General features: G+C 57.4%; 15 protein-coding genes. 5 read left to right on the forward strand and 10 right to left on the reverse strand.

Features of this window, described 5'->3' with window-relative positions; genetic code table 11:
• Nucleotides 1-33 precede the first annotated feature (33 nt).
• The gene (locus tag DK391_RS05240; RefSeq protein WP_239482711.1) at nt 34-1,662 is read left to right on the forward strand and encodes a cyclic nucleotide-binding domain-containing thioredoxin-disulfide reductase; all 1,629 of its coding nucleotides are present in this window, start codon (nt 34-36) and stop codon (nt 1,660-1,662) included.
• A 226-nt stretch (nt 1,663-1,888) separates the two neighbouring features.
• Nucleotides 1,889-2,764 (forward strand): glyoxalase/bleomycin resistance/dioxygenase family protein, encoded by an 876-nt coding sequence (locus DK391_RS05245; RefSeq protein WP_109476927.1) that lies wholly within the window; start codon nt 1,889-1,891, stop codon nt 2,762-2,764.
• A gap of 874 nt (nt 2,765-3,638) precedes the next feature.
• On the opposite strand, the gene DK391_RS05255 is transcribed toward DK391_RS05245, so the two are convergent.
• Entirely contained in the window at nt 3,639-3,848 is a 210-nt protein-coding gene (locus tag DK391_RS05255) for a hypothetical protein (RefSeq protein ID WP_109476929.1), read from the reverse strand.
• A gap of 431 nt (nt 3,849-4,279) precedes the next feature.
• Between DK391_RS05255 and DK391_RS05260 the strand changes: the two genes are divergently transcribed.
• A complete protein-coding gene (locus DK391_RS05260; RefSeq protein WP_109476930.1) occupies nt 4,280-4,795 on the forward strand; it encodes a Uma2 family endonuclease in 516 nt (171 codons plus the stop codon).
• A gap of 327 nt (nt 4,796-5,122) precedes the next feature.
• On the opposite strand, the gene DK391_RS05265 is transcribed toward DK391_RS05260, so the two are convergent.
• The 3 genes from DK391_RS05265 to DK391_RS05275 form a co-directional block, all read right to left on the reverse strand.
• The gene (locus tag DK391_RS05265; RefSeq protein ID WP_109476931.1) at nt 5,123-5,986 is read right to left on the reverse strand and encodes a neutral zinc metallopeptidase; all 864 of its coding nucleotides are present in this window, start codon (nt 5,984-5,986) and stop codon (nt 5,123-5,125) included.
• Nucleotides 5,987-6,381: 395 nt separating this feature from the next.
• A complete protein-coding gene (locus DK391_RS05270; RefSeq protein ID WP_109476932.1) occupies nt 6,382-6,855 on the reverse strand; it encodes an RES domain-containing protein in 474 nt (157 codons plus the stop codon).
• Nucleotides 6,852-7,280 (reverse strand): antitoxin Xre/MbcA/ParS toxin-binding domain-containing protein, encoded by a 429-nt coding sequence (locus DK391_RS05275; protein WP_109476933.1) that lies wholly within the window; start codon nt 7,278-7,280, stop codon nt 6,852-6,854. Before DK391_RS05275 ends, DK391_RS05270 begins: the two co-directional genes overlap by 4 nt.
• A 411-nt stretch (nt 7,281-7,691) precedes the next feature.
• Between DK391_RS05275 and DK391_RS44125 the strand changes: the two genes are divergently transcribed.
• Nucleotides 7,692-7,847, forward strand: coding sequence for a hypothetical protein (locus DK391_RS44125; protein ID WP_162600682.1), 156 nt, complete (start codon nt 7,692-7,694; stop codon nt 7,845-7,847).
• A gap of 622 nt (nt 7,848-8,469) precedes the next feature.
• On the opposite strand, the gene DK391_RS05280 is transcribed toward DK391_RS44125, so the two are convergent.
• The 4 genes from DK391_RS05280 to DK391_RS05295 form a co-directional block, all read right to left on the reverse strand.
• Nucleotides 8,470-8,886 carry a hypothetical protein gene (locus DK391_RS05280; protein WP_109476934.1) on the reverse strand — a complete coding sequence of 139 codons (417 nt, stop codon included), beginning with the start codon at nt 8,884-8,886 and terminating at the stop codon, nt 8,470-8,472.
• A gap of 713 nt (nt 8,887-9,599) precedes the next feature.
• Nucleotides 9,600-10,199: a hypothetical protein gene (locus DK391_RS05285; protein ID WP_109476935.1), complete on the reverse strand. Its 600-nt coding sequence runs from the start codon at nt 10,197-10,199 to the stop codon at nt 9,600-9,602.
• Nucleotides 10,196-11,005: a hypothetical protein gene (locus tag DK391_RS05290; RefSeq protein WP_109476936.1), complete on the reverse strand. Its 810-nt coding sequence runs from the start codon at nt 11,003-11,005 to the stop codon at nt 10,196-10,198. Before DK391_RS05290 ends, DK391_RS05285 begins: the two co-directional genes overlap by 4 nt.
• On the reverse strand, nt 10,974-11,768 hold the full coding sequence (locus tag DK391_RS05295; protein ID WP_109476937.1) for a hypothetical protein: 795 nt from the start codon (nt 11,766-11,768) through the stop codon (nt 10,974-10,976). Before DK391_RS05295 ends, DK391_RS05290 begins: the two co-directional genes overlap by 32 nt.
• Nucleotides 11,769-13,273: 1,505 nt before the next feature.
• Between DK391_RS05295 and DK391_RS05300 the strand changes: the two genes are divergently transcribed.
• The gene (locus tag DK391_RS05300; protein ID WP_162600683.1) at nt 13,274-14,740 is read left to right on the forward strand and encodes a phage integrase N-terminal domain-containing protein; all 1,467 of its coding nucleotides are present in this window, start codon (nt 13,274-13,276) and stop codon (nt 14,738-14,740) included.
• A gap of 447 nt (nt 14,741-15,187) precedes the next feature.
• Here DK391_RS05300 and DK391_RS05305 read toward each other — a convergent pair whose 3' ends face one another.
• Nucleotides 15,188-17,173: an AAA family ATPase gene (locus tag DK391_RS05305; RefSeq protein WP_109476939.1), complete on the reverse strand. Its 1,986-nt coding sequence runs from the start codon at nt 17,171-17,173 to the stop codon at nt 15,188-15,190.
• A 668-nt stretch (nt 17,174-17,841) separates the two neighbouring features.
• Nucleotides 17,842-18,204 carry a hypothetical protein gene (locus DK391_RS05310; RefSeq protein WP_109476940.1) on the reverse strand — a complete coding sequence of 121 codons (363 nt, stop codon included), beginning with the start codon at nt 18,202-18,204 and terminating at the stop codon, nt 17,842-17,844.
• Nucleotides 18,205-18,388 lie beyond the last annotated feature (184 nt).

Here is an 18,388-nt window from a genome sequence, read left to right on the forward strand (position 1 = left end):
GCACTTCATATGCTCACGATAGACGATATACGAATGATTCCCTTGTTTGCTGGTCTGCCCGACAGCGAACTTGAGCGGTTGGCAAGGTCCGCTGGCGATATACATTTGCAGGCCGGAGATTTTGCCGTACATGAGGGCGGAGAGCCCGCACTGTACGCAGTGCTGGAAGGGAAATTAGAAGCCTTCAAGGTGTTTGATAATGTCGAGCGCACGCTGGGTTGGAGAACGCCCGGAAGTGTGTTCGGTGAACTTCCGCTTGTGTTGAGTTCGCCATTCGTTATCTCTTACCGAGCTGCTTCGCCCTCCCGCGTTGTGCGTGTCGACACGCAACACTACTATGCAATTGCGGCCTCATGCCGAGAAATCGCAGTAAAAGTAGGCCTCCTCGCCCGAGAGCGCGTCGGAGGGCTGCAGGAAATCGCTGACGAGCCGCCCAGGACTCGGGCGACGATGATCGGCGATCGGCTTGATCCCGCCTGCAGGGCGTTGCAACAGTTCCTGCAACGCAATCAGGTCAGCTTCGAGGTGACGGCGCCCGACGATTTCGAGAAGCGATCTTCGGAGTCCGGGGAATGTTTTCAAGTAGATGATTTTCCCGTTTTAAAGTTACATGACGGGACTGTTCTCCGGCACCCGTCAACTCGACAGCTCGCTACAGCGCTTGGCTTGCGAACCCAGCCGAGCCTTCGGGACTACGACACCGTAATTATCGGAGGAGGTCCGGCTGGGCTTGCGGCAGCCGTCTATGGTGCATCTGAAGGTCTGCGTACTCTGGTGCTCGAGCGCGAGGCACTAGGTGGGCAGGCGGGTACATCATCGCGGATCGAAAATTATCTGGGTTTTCCGAATGGCGTATCAGGGGAAGAGCTTGCAAGCCGCGCATTGCAGCAGGCAAAGCGACTTGGTGCAGAGATCGTGGTTGCGCGATCGGTCAGGAAAGTCGAGATTGGCGCTCACTGTCTACACCTCGACGGTGACGACATCATTCAGGCGCGAACAATCATCCTCGCGACAGGCGTCAGCTGGCGAAGGCTCGACATCGAGGGCTGTGACCGATTTGCTGGTAAGGGTATCCATTATGGTGCCTCGCGCGGCGACTCTGGCGGTACGCATGGTCTCGACATTTTCCTCATCGGCGGTGGCAATTCGGCCGGTCAAGCCGCTTTGAATTTCGCCAATCATGCACGGCACGTAACACTTGTTGTGCGTGGGGATTCGCTTGAGAAAAATATGTCCCGCTATCTCGTTGAGCAGATCAAGGCAAAATCCAACATCTCCGTCCAACTCGATTCAGAAGTGACCGCGGTACGGGGAGACTCTCGTCTTTCGGAGATCTGTTTGCGGGATCGGTCACATGGAGAGGTGAGCTGGAAAGCCTGCGGGGGGCTTTTCGTTTTTATCGGTGCAGATGCGGAGCCCGGTTGGCGACCGATAGAGATCGCGCGCGATCAACGTGGGTTCGTACTCACGGGCGACGATGTCGTTAAGGCCGGGCGCTGGTCCGAAACTCGCGACCCTTATCTACTCGAAACGAGTATCCCGGGCGTATTCGCATGCGGAGATGTACGACTGAGTCCAGTCAAACGCGTCGCCTCTGCCGTTGGAGAAGGCAGTATGGCAATCGCATTCGTTCACAAATATCTGGAGAGTCGGCGAGGGTGAGCGTGCCTTTCTTTGCTTCGAATGACAGCCACTTCGGTCCACCTTGGCGGCTCTTAAGGTTTGTGTAACTCGGCGTGATGGCAGTGGTGGGTTCAGTGTCGTACATTTCGTTCTCGACGATGTCCTGCGCATCGAGTTTCCGGGCTCAGGCGCCAGCAGCGAGACGGTTAGCACCGCACAAGTGGTGTATGTTTGCTTTATCGCACCAACACTTCGAGGACCCTAGATGGATCGTTCCGATTACACACGTGAAGATACGGGCAATCTCGTGTTGCTAGAGCACGTCAATCTCACCATACCGGACCAGCGTCTCGCGACGGTGTTCTACGTAAGCGCACTCGGGCTGACGCGCGATCCTTATCTGATGACGGGCGTGACGAACATGTGGATCAATATCGGTCGCTCGCAGATCCACTTGCCGCACGGCGAGGCCCAGCGATTGCGTGGACATGTCGGGCTGATTGTGGGCACGCGCGCGGCGCTGATCGAGCGGCTGCGGGCCGCGCAGCCGCTGCTCGTCCACAGCCAGTTCGGGTGGATCGAACGGGACGACCGCGTCGAAGTGACGTGTCCATGGGGCAATCGTTACGATTGCCTCGACCCCGATGCGCGTGCGCCAGCTGATCCGTGGTCACGCATCGACGTTGGCATCGCGTATGTTCAACTCGACGTACCCGTGGGCTGCGCGGCGTCGATTGCTGCGTTCTATGGCGAGATCTTCGCAGCCTCAGCAGACGTGCACGAGCGCAACGGATCGATGCAGGCCGTGGTGGCAGTCGGTGGGCATCAGCAGCTCATCTACGCGGAAACGCCCACGGCAAGCCGGGAATACGATGGGCATCATATTCAGATTTACGTGGCTAATTTCTCGGAACCCCATGCACGGCTCGCGGGACGTGGATTGGCGTACGGAGAAGAGCCCCATCAGTTTCGCTTCGCCGATCTCATCGATCCTGTCAGCGGTGCGCAGTGCTTCAGACTGGAACATGAAGTCAGGAGTTTGCGTCATCCGCTGTATGCGCGACCATTGGTGAACCGGACCCCGCGTCTGACTAACCGGAATTACCAGTTAGGTGACGAAGCGGTCAAAGGTGTGTTTTGAATCGCGTCATTCTTTGATCGATCGATCGCGCAAAGCAGAGGGTTGGTGCGGCATTTGTGCGACCAATCGGGTCGTATGCAGCATAAGCATTACGTTTTTCATGCCTTCTGTAGGTTCAAACGTCAACGCCACCTTGGCGATCAAAGCGGATCGGATCGATTTGGTCGCGTACGCCATACATTCCAACTGCATATTGTTTGGCGTAATTCAATTGATCATTTTTTAATATGGATAGCTAAATAAAAATTCGGCGAAAAAGGTCTAAAAAATAGAAATCATGCAGCACGTATGCGCCAGGTGAAATAAATCGCTCGAACTACAAACCACAAATGGAAGCGATCCCACTATTTAAAATTTCAGCGTCTTCGTGTATCGTCGCAGGTGCCATCCGACGGCGCGCTGGCGGCGGGTTTTGCCAGCTACGAACGCGCTAAACGCGCGATATTACTGTTGGGAAGTCATGCGCGATACGGCGCATGACTTTTTCCCATCCGATCCCGTAACGATAGCGGCTAGGGAGCCAGGGCGAGTTCTGATTCGCTGCGGATCAGTTGCTGCTTGATCGGGTGAGCCGCCAGATTTAATGGACGTTAGGGGCGACCTTCATTTTCGTGCAATTGTCCGGTTAGCGCGATCGCGGCTGCACGGGTCTTTGTGAGGCAGCACAATTATTTGTTGTCTTTAAGGTTGCTGTTTGCTATCTGCTTGCCGCATGTTGGGCAATTCGCCTGTCGCCGGCGGATTCAAGGCCTCCTGAGCGCATCGGACTCACTGGCGAAAGGGCGTGGGACGTGGATCAAGATACCCGGTTGCGGCATGACAGCGCGAGGCAGGATTCTACGCGTATGTGCCGGCGATCGCCTGCCCAGCAATCTCACTGGGGCACAAGCGCCTCCAGCTGAGCCTGTGCAGTCTCTTCCGGGTGCAGACGACGATACTCGTCAAATAGTTGGGAGCAGAGTCGCGCGAGGTCGTCGAGGTACACAGCCTGATCTGCGTGTTCAATTTCACGTGCGTTCAGCACGTCGTCAAGTACGGGGGCGAGGCGACGCAACCGTCGAAAAGTGTCTAAGTCCAGTTCCATCTCAGTTCCTGTGATCACGCGAATGCTAGCCCTTCACCGTTACGGCAGGTTTACCGTAGGTCTGGTAACGAGCAACTCCTGAGGAAACGTGTTCACGTACGACGGGCCTCAAGCATTCGATACGCTAACACGCCGGAAAAACGCACGCCGTTTAGGGCATCGATGGGCGTAGGGCGTCAGACCGAATTGAACAGCGGTGGTTCAGAAATTATTCCGCACTGCACCAATTCTTAATCGACAAGATCAACAATCTCCGGCAAACAGTTGCTGCATAACGCCTCGGAGTATCGGCACAGAACAGGATAGGCCGAATGCTGGCCGATTGCATGGCGAACAGCAAGGCTGTCTTGTGCGTTGCACACAAAAACAATATGTTCAAAAACGCAGAAAGGGAATACCCTTAGAAAACTTCCCTATTGAGGCGTTTGCTTGTGTCGACTCTTCTGGAACAGGACGGACTGGTAGCAACCTGGTGTCGAATCAACGTTGGTGCGGAACACAGTAGCGCTGTTTGTTCTGAGGTGGGTCAACACGGTGAAGTGGTAGCGTTTCCACAACAGTCAGCCCGGCGACAGATCATTGCGACGGATGTCTACTGTCAGATTACCGAGCAGATCGGTCATATCGCCGGGATGTCGACTGCCGTCATGACGCGGTCGTTCGGTATCCGTGTGCCAGACGTGGTGTGGATGCTCCCAGAGAAGTGGGAAGGAATTGACCGGGATCTCCCTGTTCCGTTTGCGCCAGATCTCTGTGTGGAAGTGCTTCTGGATCGGCCTACGACAGGCATTGCAAACAGAGTGAACGCTTATCTGGAAAGCGGCGCTCGCGAAGTCGCTATCATCAGATCACGCGGTCAGGTGCAGTTTTATGGCACCGAGGGACAACGGAAGCAATCCATCTTCGACATCTCGCTGTCGCTCGAATCAATCTACTTCGACGCTTGAACTATCCCGGCCTGAAGGCTAGAGCTTCCCTTGAAGCGTGGTTTTTGGATGGAACCTTCTGACTCTGCGCTCCCGGCGTAAGCGGTGCAGTCGAACCGCCGATCGCGGCTTACGCGCCTCGCTTGTGGCGTGACTCATTCTGGAACGCAACCCGATGGCGACCTGACGCAGGCCGCGGCGAACATTGCCGCTGAAAGTAGCCTGGAGCTTCAGGCAGTGGTGGGCGGGCAGTGCGTGCCGACGTAGAGCGTCATAATCCCCAGCGGGCGCTACGCAATGCCAGACGGCTTGCGGGCGCGCTGGAACGATATTCGCGACGACTACGAATCATAGCGACTGCGCTGAAAACGTGTCGCACTGGCGGATATCGCCGCTCGACAAGCCGCGCCGCAGCCAGCGCTGCCGTTGCTCACTTGTTCCGTGCGTAAATGCTTCGGGCACGACACGCCCCTGCGATTGCCGTTGCAGAAGGTCGTCGCCGATTGCGCCGGCTGCGTTGAGACCCTGTTCGAAATCGCCCGGCTCGATCAGCCTGGCATTTTGTTGCTTCGCGACGGCAGCCCATACACCGGCAAAACAGTCGGCCTGCAATTCAAGACGCACGGACAACGCGTTGCGCCGTGCGCCAGACATACGCGCACGGGCCGCTTCATACTTGTCAGAGATGCCCAGGACGTTCTGCACGTGATGTCCGACCTCGTGCGCGATCACGTACGCTTGTGCGAAATCACCACCGGCACCGAAGCGGTCACGCAATTCACGATAGAACGACAAATCGATATACACGGTGCGGTCAGGCGGGCAGTAGAAAGGGCCCATGGCGGACTGACCGGTACCGCAAGCAGTTGGCGTTGCGTCGGTGAAGAGCACGAGTTTGGGCGCCGGGTAGTCCTGGTTGAAGCGCGTCCGGAAGATCAGTTGCCAGGTGCGCTCCGTATTACCGAGCACACGACGTACAAACTGGCTGCCCGGATCTTCGACGGGACGCGCGTTCGTCGGCCCTGGGTGCTGTTGGGCGCTGCCCTGGAGCACCTGTGCACCATTGATGATGGTGAGTGGATTGATGCCAAAGAAATACGAAGCGGCCAGCGCGATGATGATGGTGCCTATACCGACGCCACCTCCTACCCGCATTCCGCCGCCTCGCCGGTCTTCGACGTTCTGACTTTCTGCTTCATCATCAAGGCGCATGTTTCCTCCTATGTCTCGCATATTTGCGCGACAACTTGATCCGTCTCAAACGGATTTTATATGCCGGCGCCGGGCTCACAGGTCGCGGCTTGAGATGAAAGATAGACGCGCACCGGTACAGGTATATCCGACGAACGACGGTCCCGGGCGGCACACAGTGTCAATCCGGATGTGACGCTTGGGACGATAGCCGTCTCTCCTTTCTGGCAAGGCACTTGGGCCAGATTCAAATGTCGGGGCAATTGTCAAAAACTGACCGCCGAGTCGGCTTTGGCAACCAGACACGGAGCATACGGGATGGCGCTGCACTGGCAATTCCGAGCGGCGAGTACGGACTAAACTGGAAGCGACGTCCTAGTCATATCCATCGAGTAGCAAAGCGTCACCATCCTAATCTAGGAGTGTCCGACCGACGGCATCCCAAAGAGGCGGTCGTCCCATACCACGGGTTGCGGCTCGGTCACGGCAATCCGCGCCGCGTCGGGGTGTGCGGGATTGCCCAGCACGTTGAATTCTGCACGGACGACGCCGGAAGGTACGATCAGGAGCGCGGTCCGCGACTCGGTCAGCCAGGCGTCGCCGAACTCCCTTGCCGCCTGCAGTGCTGGCGCATCCCATCCCCTAGGCAACGATTCGACCGAATGGCGTTCGACGCGAATATCGTCGGGAACCGCTGCTTCAACCCATCCGTGTGTCTTCGGTACCTTGCCGATGCGCGCATGAACAAGAACCTCGAGCATCGCACCGGCGAAGGTCGACGCGGCGTAGCTGACCGGTCGCCCCGGGCTATTGAAGCGACCGCCCACCAGCATCGCGCCAGTGCCACTCCAGACCGTGTGTCGAGTGTCGGCGATTCGAAACAGCTTCACGCCGGCAACCCATAAAACAATTTCCAGAGCAGCTCTTCTACCCGGCGCGCGCCGAGCTCGGTCAGCGCAACATCGAGCGGCGCCCGCCCTTCGAGCTCCGGATGCGGCGTCGACAGGAATTCCCGCGCGTCCTCTTCGTCGTTCCAGACGTAGGCCGTCGTCGCGACGATCCTGGCCAGCCGCTCAGTCTTTTCCGATTCGTCTGGTGTCAGCCGATCGCGACGTCGCTTATAGGTCGCTTCGGGGATGATGCGGGCAAGTAGCGCACGCCGGGCGTCGGCCCCCTGCGTCGCATGTTCGACGCCCGCGCGCAGCGCGGACTTGGGCAGGCCGTCGCGGACAAGTGCCTCGAGCTCCGCGAGCGTGTGCGGAACCTGCCGCAGTCCCATGACCGCGGCCACTGCTTCAGGCGTAATCAGCGACATGCGACTCCCGATTAAAGTATCAGTTGATACCTAATCATAGCGCAATTGATACCGACCGCAAACCCATCTTCAATCTAGCGGGCTCCAGCAGGGAGACTGTCGAGGCGGACACCTCGGCCTCGTTCGTGCCTGTGCGAAACGCTCGAGCAATTAAGCATCCGCTGGCGACAGGATGCCGCGTCGGGCACGTGGATTAACCATTTATAGTGCATTGCACAAGCCCGTGCGATCGGTAGGTGCGATCTGACGGTCGTGTTATAGTGCACTGCACAAAGCCCGTCCGATCGGCAAGTTCGATCAGACGACCGCGTCCGGCGCTGCCGGGTTGCGGACAGACATGCCGCTGAAGGTGAGTCGATACGCCTGTCAGCTACGCCCAGTTTCTGTCTTCACCATCAAGATGAGGTCCCTATGAAATACCTTCCCCGCATCGCCGCGTCTGGCGCACTCCTGGTCGTCGCTCTCGCTATCGTCACCTTCGCCCAGATCAAGCTCGCGCCGCAATCCGCAGAAAGCAACCCGCTCGCACGGATCGTCCTGAATGTCGAGTCGCAACTGAACGGCTGAGTGACTCCACCGCTGTATGTAGCCCACGCCCGCAGGCAAAGAAAACCCGCCAGGTTCAAAAGAGAACTGGCGGGTTTGAACTACTGATTTCGGATTCAGATAGAGGCAAAGGTAACGGAGTTGTCGCTTGCTCAGGCTCCTCCAGCGACCAGTCAGCCTTCTTGTCCACGGCATCCAACACCTTGGGCAGGTCACCAATCGTCAATTCAATTCGAGACGCTTCATTGTGGCCTCGTGAGACAAGCAAGCAACATCGGAAACACTCGACAAGAATTCCCCTGATGAAAACACCACGACGTGGATTGAGGTCTACGGAAAGCAGGTCACAGGTGAGTATCAGATGGTGAGTCAGGGAACGATGGTTCATATCAACAGAAAAAGCGCCAAGAAAACCGCGTTTGGATTGAAGTCCGGCGCTGCGACTGACACAGGCAGTTGCGACTGGCAATGATTCCAGGCGCCTCTGTTCTTCCCGGTGGTGCTAGTAAGCGATCGTTCATCAAGTATGGCCGCTCCTTGAGCGGCGCGAGCAGTTCAAGAACTCGATGACCGCCGGGACGACCGCGACCTTTCGCGTCGTCCTCCAAGGACAAACTCGTGACCTGCCCGTCATCCGCATTCATCAAGACATCCCTAGGTATCGCCTGGAGAATGGGCGCACGGCCTCGGTCCAGGTGGAATACCTCGCCAAGAACCCGACCGCACGCGAAGACCTCTTCACTGGCGACCCGGAGATGCTCGATGCACAAGAAGCCCAGCATGCGCTTCTGCTGAGTCTCATGCCGACAAGTCGGACCTTCGGAAGTTCTTCGAGAAACCCGACAACAAGCAAGTCGATCCGATCCTGCTCGACCACGACGGCTTCGTAGTCAACGGCAACCGGCGTCTCTCCACTTGGCGCCACCTCTACCACCAGGACAAGGTCAAGTATGGCCATCTCGAATATATCGACGTCGTGGTGCTCCCGCAGGTGGATAGCAAGGCCATAGACCGCCTCGAAGATTCCCGCGAACCCCAAAACGCGCGCCGGCTGGAACACGATTCGGTTCCAACGGTCGCAATCGCTGCAAGTAATCAGCCATTGCGACCGTTAGGATGGCCGATGTACCTTTAAGAACGGCCGTCCTTACGTACTGAAATGTATGGCGGAAGCGGGGACGAGTGCAGCCATTATCGGTTCAATACGTGTGGAATTTAGCGAAAGGACTTTCTTCCGATGGACGGTCAGAGCGCTGCTGCGCAGAGCGATCTCGGATCGAATTTATTCAAAGGATCAGCGATTCTGTGCAAATTCGATCCGGGCTTTTCTTTTCAAATCAACGTGGAGCGCACGCGATTTCGTCTCACTGTGAGACTGAAATCGACAGCGCAATGCACGCCAAGACGTCGGACGTGGTCAGTTGACTGCTTGAAAAGAGCGGTTTTGGGTTGCTGAGGAGCGACAAGTCCTGCTACGAAGTGGCTGCGCTTGGGATGTGGATCGCTAAGGACCCTGAGATTTCATGTCGAACGCTCGGCGGTGCGTCACTCCATCGCGCATAGCGAGAGGCGGTAATCGTTCGTGGAGCAGTCCGCCTTGTTGGACTCGGATGAAAACGGGCGCTGCATATTCAGTTTCTGAAATTGCGTTAGCGTTCTTTCAAGCGAAGCGCGACGAAGCGGCGGTTCGGTTACTTATCTGATCCGAAGCGAGCGGGAACGTGTAGATCTGAGGGTTGAGAAGGGGAGCTCGATTGAGCACCCCGTGGGTCACTAGCGCGAGAAGTTATTAGGGAAGAACAGTTTGCCTAGCATCAGTGTAAGCAGAATAGCGACGATAAAGACATGAAGCGGCATTGCGCTGATACACCAACGATGCAACCGCGCGGCCGCCTTGGCGAAATGCCAACCTATCTTCTGGCCGAGCGTCGATTCGGTCGCCAGAATGGGGAGGGACGACCTGCCCGTGACAGCATCCTTCAAGTGGCTGACCTGAAGCTCTACCGCAGCAAGCGCGTCCGTGATTGCTGTGCTGAAGTTGTGTTCGATCTCTTTCTTCTTGAATTCGACGAGTGTTGCGAGCTCGGCATAACCGTTGAAATGCACTTCTTCGCCCATCTTTTTATAGCGCTCTTCCCAGATCGGATCATCCTTGATCATCTCGGCGACTCTCGCTATGGCTTCGTCGATGAGCTGTTTCGCGTGTTCCGGCAGCACTCCCTGCTTGCTAACCGCGCTGATCAGAACCTCCAATTTTTCGGCGGTCTGTGCAGTAGCAGTCTGCGTTGCCTCCAGATTCTGAGTGATCTCGAGAATCTGTTTGTAGAAGAGTGCTACGCGAGCAGTCTCGATCGTCGGGATGTCGCTGTTCATGAGCAATCGACTTGATGGTTACGTCTGAGATCTTCAACAAGTTTTTCGGTAGCTGGTTCGGCGATATCAATATTCAGCGCGTCCCAGGCGGGGTCTACATATCTGGAGGCCTGACGCACCATCGTCTGCATCAGGGCATTGTTCGCGGCTTGCTCAATAGCTCGCGTTTCCTGCGCAATAGTGGCTTCGTTAATCTTGGCATCATAGTCAGTATGGTCGCTACGTACGCTCGACCAGCTGCGGGTTGCCGAGGCGAGAACCGAGAAGACCTCCAGTTCCGGGATCCAGCAGTTCGGATTGAGTTGAATCCGGCCATCCTGCCCGGCGAAAGCGAACAGGCGTGGAAAGTATTGTTCGATGGGCGCGTTGGTCCGGGCTTTGTCGACCTTGTTAAACACAACGCGAATTCGGGCGGGAGCAATTCCCACGACGTCGAGAAGGGTTTGCAACGTGGTAATGGTTTCGGTCTCACCACGCACTTTCTGCGTCGCGGGGACTACGACGTAGTCGAACTGCTCATGACCACCGGATTTAATGAGATGGTCGATGAATTTCTCGACGTTCGATGCGCCGATGTCTGCGATGACGTTGCCGAGCGCTGAGTACCTGCGAAAGTCTGTATAGAATTCTGTGTACTCAGCTGCGTTGTATCGATGGACCCGCAGATCATAGGCCGACGCATCAAGGTTGCTGCTTTCGACGGACAGGAGCTCGCCACCAGTGCGCGGATGAATCAGGCAACCCGCGATGGTGCTTTTGCCGACGCCGCCGAAACTATGGATGATCAGGATCTTCTTTCCGCTCATTTGACTGTCCTTCAGAATTGGTAATCACGCCCGTGGGGATGGTCCCTGCCTTCAGCCCTTGTACATATTCACGCACGGCCTCCTGGTTCTCAGGAAGGTACGGGTCCCAGTGTTTAATCTTGCCCTGCACGCGGCGCTCGTCTTCGAACGGCTCCAGTTGAGTTCGCACGCGTGTATCCCGATCATAGTGAACGCTCGTGGTGCCACTCGTATCGAAAGTACGGGTGTTTTCGCTTTCATTCGTGGCGTCACTGGGTTGCTCCTGCAAATCTCCTTTGTTTTCACATCCGGGTTCTCGACCACGAGACTCTTCTGCTGGATCTGCTGGCCGAATAGTCGCCATAGGGTCGCGGGCAGTGAGGGAGTGATTGCCCGGTGCAACTCTTGGTTTCGGCTCTTCAGCGGGCAAAATCGCGTTTGCTTTGGGACTTTCCTGCTTGGTCGAGTCCGCCAGGTGCTCTGCAGTCGAATCGCCCTCGTGTTGCGATGATCGAGCCGGTTCTTCTTGCAAGGCTGCGGGACCCGAAGCATCGCGGTGCTGTGAGCGGGCCACCTTTTTATTTGGGGAATAGCGCTCCGGGTGGCGCAGGAAATATTTGACCACCCCGTTCTTTGTGGCCGGAACACTGTTTAGAACCAGGAATTTGGCGATGTTTCGTGCACTCACGCCGCGTGATCTCAACAGGCGGATCTCTGCATCGAACTCACTTATTTTTGTGCGCGGCTCGAAGTGCTCGGACGCAAGGAACTCTTCTACTTTCATTTCTTTCGATGTCTCTTTAGGGAGATATGTGCCTGGCCTTTGAATAGTCCATGCATGAGCAGTTTGCTGGATCTCCCGCACAAGGCGTCGGAGAAATGTGAACCCATTTAGTGCGCCATTTTAAGAATCGGCCGCAAGCAAGGTCCGTGATGCCGTATCGGTGTGCTGTGGGTGCCCCACTGCTGCCGTTCGATGCCATGTCGATGACGTAGCGATTCCACCACGGAGTGGCATCGGTGCCATGTCGATGCCGTGCGATGCCGAGGAAAGTGCCACTCCGATGTCACATCGATGCAGTTCCGATGCCGGATCCATGCCACATAAAAGCTGTCTCGATGCCACACAAGGCCATCGCGATGCCGGCTGATGTCACATCGGTGCCACGTGGATACCATTTGATGCCGAGGGGTCCACAGTGATGCCATGACGCCGCCGCGTTGCTGCCGTCCAATGCCACACCGATGCCACACCGATGCCATAGGGCTGCCGTTAGGAGGCCGTGCAGAGGCGATGTTGAAGCCTTTTGCCGATGTCTCGAATAGGCGCCGTAGATTTGGTTGCGCGGCGGCCGCTGCCAACAGCTCGCTCTCAAAATGCGCCATTCGCTCACTGCCCTTGAAGTGCAGTCTGGAGGATTTCTATGTATTGCTAAGCGATTAACGTTTTTCGTTTCGTACATCCCTTGCAAATGCCAGGTGTCTATGTTTTACTTCGAGCCAGCGCTACTCTGAGGTGTTTAACCCGAGTGCGACAACGAATTAGTCCGGGTCGCGGTTAGGCGGCATCTGTGTTCAGTACTCGCACTGAACACCCCTCAAAGGTTCCGCGGAGTTATCCGCGCGAACGTCGTTTTTTGCATCCGACGCCCTTACGGGCGTTTTTTTCAGCCCATAGCGAATCCCCGACATATCCACACAGAGGCAAGGCGCAAACCCTTGACGAGTGCGGCCGAGCGGGTTGTTTGCCTCAACCGTCGTACGACATACGCGCTTGGGGGAAACGCATCGGATTCGCAAGAACCGTAGGCGTAACCGTCCTTGGTGGACGGACTACTCACTGGACGCGAGAGCGTCGGGGTGAGTGGGGTCGCCTTGCCCGCCAGTCATGGCAGGGAAGATCAAACACTGGAGATACGTGCGCTATCTCCGACCGTTCCTCATCGCGAAGGATGGAAGCGCGCAGGATTGGCTCCCCTTCAAGGGGCCGGCGCCTGGTCTGGTACCAGGTAACCTCGTGACCGTAAGGGCGAGGCTGAGCGGAGTTTTGAGTGGTCAGGCTACCGCCGGAATGGACATTTTTACGACAGACCGACCATTTCTCATTGTGATATGCGGGAGTTGCTTCCTCCCGGGTGCGCGGAAGATCGCGCATCGAACTCAGACCGGCGGCGAGACCGGGACGAGGAACGAGCTCCAACGCACAGGTTCGCGGCGTCATTGCGCGAACCAGTCTCCCCATGTCAAACAGAGGCAGAGGGGCGATATTTCACATTGTGGGAGAGGGAGATGTCTCGCTATAAGTTGAGAAGTACGGGATCGGAACCGCGTGTCGACGATACGCTCGACAATGATCCGGATGGCTGGCGCAAGCGTGTTGACGCGATTCTGCAAGCCAATATTCGCCGACGCGTGAATGGCCGTGTGGCGGCGCATCGCACGGTAGAGCACAACACGACAGTCATCTTCTGCGCGTTTGACACGTGGCACAACAAGCTCAACCACAAGGTCAAAAAGCCGCAGAATTTGACCGAGCGCCATGTGCAGGTGCTTGTGCGGTACTGGTACGAGCAGGGCAAGGCGGCGTCGACGATGAACAACGATCTCTCCGTGATCCGGAAGTTTTACGGTTGGATGGGGAAGAAAGGGGTTGTGCGATCGCTCAGGGACTATCTCCCTGACGCACCGGTCGAACGCGTTGAGCGCCGGAACATGGCCGCGACCGGGAACAGGTCAAAGTCCTGGAGCGCAAACGGGATCGACGTCGAGAAGAAACTCCAGGAGGCGTTTGCGCTGGATGAGCGCTTCGGAATCATTCTTGCGATGCAATTTGCGTTCGGCTACCGGCGCAAGGAAACGATCAGCATTCGCCCGTGGATCAACGATCTTCGGGCGGTGGGACAGAACGCGTTCATGATGTATGAGCGCGACGGCACCAAGGGCGGGCGGCAGCGGCTGATCCGGCTCGAGTTCCCTTTTCAGGTATGGGCGCTCGACTATGCGAAATCGCGGATTCCCAAGCGGGCTCATCTGGGGTGGCAAAAAACGCGGCGCGGCCAAGACGCGAAGTTGCCGTACAGCCTTGAGCGGTACAAGGAATATATGAAGAAGCTCGGCATCTCCAGAAGGGATGTCTTTGTGACGGGCCATGGGGGCCGGGCAGAGTACGCGGAAAACTGCGCGCTCCTTCGCGGGTTCGTTCCGGCGTCACTCGGTGGGAAGGCAAACCAGATGCCGCGCGAAGACCTAGAGATTCTGGAGAAACAGGTCAGCGAAAACCTCGGGCACAGCCGCGCCCGGATTACGCGAGATAGTTACTATGGCAGCCCACCGAACACAGATCCGCAAACGGCTGGCTCGGAATCCCCGGGGGAAAGCGGGAGCGGTGCGTCCACCGGTATCGTCGACAACGCAACGCAGCGAGCGCCGGTTGGGACTGTGACCAGCCTGGAGGAGCGGCTCGCCGCTGCGGGCGAAGCGCCGAAAGGAGTTCTGGACCTCATTGGTTCCTATTACCGCACGATGCCAGCAGGGCGTGTTCGTCCTGATCCGTCGAAACCACTGGTGCGTGGTGTCGGCAGGTTTGCAGCCAAAGTCGTCAATGAAAGGGTGAAGGCAGAGCCTGTGAAACGCAAGGGAACGGTGAAGAGCCGCCAGCACGCTGACCGTCAACTGCGTCTGCCTTTCCGGGACCGGCTGCCAACGATCACGCGCGTTACACGGGGGAAATCTCCGGGCGACGACGTGGACGATTGAGGTGGCACCTAACGGCGTGGGGGCGCTGCCGCAGGCTCCCGCGTTTTAGGAATCGTGTGATGTCCTCATTGTTGGGCTGGTGCGACAGATCATCTCGGTGCAGACCCACGATTTGCGCATATGTCGCGGACGGTGTGTGCTCAGCGGCACGACCCGGTGGTCACGGCTGAAGCGGCACCAGACGGCTGGAGCGGTGCACACCACAGTCCTAAGGCTGTTGTCGTCAGATTTCGTCGCAAGCGGGCGAGCGTATGGGCACGCTTGTACTCGGGTTCGGACGGGCGAAGCGGCGCGTTGGGCTGTGCGGCGAGTCATTCCGCCTTAAGCGATGGCCTTATGCCCGATTGGGCAGGGCAGAGTGCTTGGTATTGACTGCTGCACGCTCGCAGCCTGTTGCTGCACTTCCGACAGCTGGCGCGTCGCAAGCAGCGGAGAGCGCGAGTGCAGCTAGCCGTTGAAGCGATCTCTACTTCGATCAGGGACGTCGGCGAACACCGTACGGACCGCCGATTCGACGTCATCCGGTCGGATCTCGGCAATCTGCTCACGCAATGCCCTCACTGCCGCAGAGTCGATCGTCCTCTGGATAACGGCGTCGGCATTGGCAATGGCCTGGTTTGTGAGAGCCAGTACCAGCGTCTCTAGCGTAGCCGGGAGGATCCGGTAATTCGTACCTGCCAGCGTCTTCAGCTTTTTCGTAGCGTATTGCTGCATGTCGTCCGCGGACGGCACGTCGAACACAATTTTTTCCTCAAAGCGACCGCCGCGCGTCGCTGCTTCATCAATGCGGTCGTAGTGATTGGTTGCCGCGATGTAGATGATGTCGCGAATACGACCGCTGCCGCCATCCAGTGTCGTGAGGAGCTTGTTGGTCAGCGTGTGGTGACTCGAGTAACGTCGGTCACACAAAATGTCATCCGCTTCGTCGAGAAGCGCTACCGTCGGCCGTATCTCCCGGGCCTCGCGAATGAGTTTGTCCCAGGATTCCGGATCCGCCATGATTTCAGCGCCCGTAATCTTGAGAAACGCCCATTCGCTTGCCTTGGCCAACGCCATCGCTGCTGCCGTCTTGCCCGTTCCCGGCGGGCCGATAAATGCGAGACCAACCGGCACACGACCACCAATCTTCTCAAGACTGGCGATGTTCTTCATCTTGAACGCCAGATCCTTCAGCGCGTCGCGCGACTGCGGCGGCATGATGATCTCGTCAATCGACAGCACCTTCTCCGGCAGCTTGCCCTTACGGCCGACCATCTGTCGCATCGCAAGCATGGCACTGTCGAAGGACACCTTACCCTGACCGATCAGACCATCGCGACGCATCGACTTGAGCTCGTCTCCGACCTTCGACAGACGGCTGGCGCTGAAACCTTCCCACCGGTCCGCGAGACTAGTGACGACGTTGCCATCCACGGCAGCGAAGTCCAACGCTTCGCCGATCGACTTGCGCAGGATGGCCTGCCGCGCCTCGAAGTCGGGCGAGGGGACTTCGATCTTGTAGTCGAAGCGACCTTCGCGAATGCTCGCCGCGTCGAGCTTGTCCAGAAAGTTCGTCGCCGCGACGAATACCACGCGCGAGTTTCGCAGAGACACTACCTCCGTCAGGATCACGTTCGTCAGATCCTGATCCATCGAATGCGATGCCCGGCTGTCACGGGCCTTCACAAAGGAGTCGAATTCGTCCACGAAGAATAAACAGACACCAGCACGACGGGCGCGATCGAACGCTGCCTTTACCTTCATCGGCGTCTCGTTGATCCAGGCAGACGCAACATCGCCGTACGCGAGGCTAAAGAACGGGATGCCCAGCTGGCCGGCAAGCGCTTCCGCGAAAAGTGTTTTGCCGTTACCGGGTTCGCCAAATAGCATCATGCCGTTTCGCTTGGACGCCTCCCCCTGAATAATCTCCTCCGCGGCGGCCAGCAGTCGACGCTTCGTGTCCGCCATGCCTACGATGTCGTCAAACGTATAGCGGGCGGCCTGCACCTTGTGGTCATAGTCGTAGGTGGGCGCTTGCGGCTGTTGCTGCTGGGACGGCTGGCCCTGTGCCGCCGTCGATGCCTTTGCGACCTGAGGCGCTGCCGTGCTGTTCGATGCGCCGTTACGCTGCATGCGACGAAGCTGGTAGACCATGCCAAGGAAACCCAGGCCCCAGATAATCGCGCCATACATGCTGTACTGGTTGAAAGCGAGCAACAGTCGAAGGAGGCCAAGCCTCAGCACACCGAATGCGCCCTGCGTCCACGTCCAGCTGTCGCGGCGGCGTGCCCAGAACGCCCACGCCGCCGCCAGCGTGATCGCCAGCAGATACTGGCTCGACGCGACGCTAAGGCGAGCACCACCTACGTCGAAAGATCTGAGCAGGTTCAGCGCCAGAAGAGCCGCTGGGACCCAGAAAAACACATCAAAGAAATCTCGGAGAAGCTCGCGCATTGGGTCCTCGAAATTGTTTGATAGAAGCTACGATCTTCGCGACCATCGCGATCTTGTTCGCCATGCTTCACGTCCATATTCATTCGGGTCGAGCAAAAGGCAAATCAATGCGTCGGCGCCTGTGCTTCGAATGACGTCGAACGATCTACCTCCTTTTCGCACCGTCCAAACTTCATCAGTTAAGGAAATCGACATGTCTGCGCTTTCGGCATGACAGCCGATCCGACTATGCTTGGGCCAAGAACGGGAAGCCTGTTCAGCGAGCGACGTCGTTGTGAATAACGTCGTTGCCTAGGACTTTTTGCTGATGCCGTTACACAACCCGTAAGCCGCGAGCTCACGATCGGCGATGTGAGCGCAGGTCGACAGATAATCCAGGCAACGCTGGCCAAAGACTTCGGTCAGGGTGGAGGTAATGAAAGGTTGAGCGCAAGCCGTTGTGGGAAAGTTGAGGGTCTGCAAGTCGAGGCATGATCTTTCCACGACGAAAGTTCGGCATGCGCTCTGTGAGCGTTTCGCGCATCGCATCGATGCGTATCGCCAACCCCGCATGGTACGGAGTCAAGCGTTGATGCGCTCGCCGCCGGACTTCAAGAAACAGCGGCCGGGCTGGAACATTCGGGTGTGCGTGCCACTTTATGGTCGTCTGGTGGACGGCTGTACCAAGGCTAGCGGAACAGGGGCATCACGAACTCTTCGATCATGTCATGGATATCTTTGCGGACGACGCGGGCGAGTTCATGCCGTTCGAAGAAATCGACTGTCAGTAAGAGACTGGAGAACGCGATGGCTCCGAGCCTGGCGAGTGTGATGACTTCGTGAGCAAAACCGCGCGCCAACGCTGGAAATATCTGCTGAAGCGATGACAGTCCCATCACCATCCCCAAGCCGGATGTGATCGCCATGAACGGTGGTGCGAAGAAGATCAGTAAGGCCACACCATTGAAGAACATCCTGACGTAGAACGGAAGGCACGCATGGTCCGGGTGAATGAAATTGAGCAGCGAGTCGCTGTGTTTGCCGGTGCGCATCAATCATTTCCTCAAGGTAGTGGATAAGGGCTCAACTGCCGTCACGCAGGTTGTATGCAGCGGATAGCAGGTCCAGGATCACACGGTTCTGCTGAGACGCAAGCCGGTACATGCTATCGACGCCTGATGAGGGGAATGCGACGCTTATGCAGGTTCATGCGCAGGTTCCGACGAGGGCGGCGTG

The organism is Paraburkholderia sp. C35, assembly GCF_003121405.1.
Lineage (GTDB): Bacteria > Pseudomonadota > Gammaproteobacteria > Burkholderiales > Burkholderiaceae > Paraburkholderia.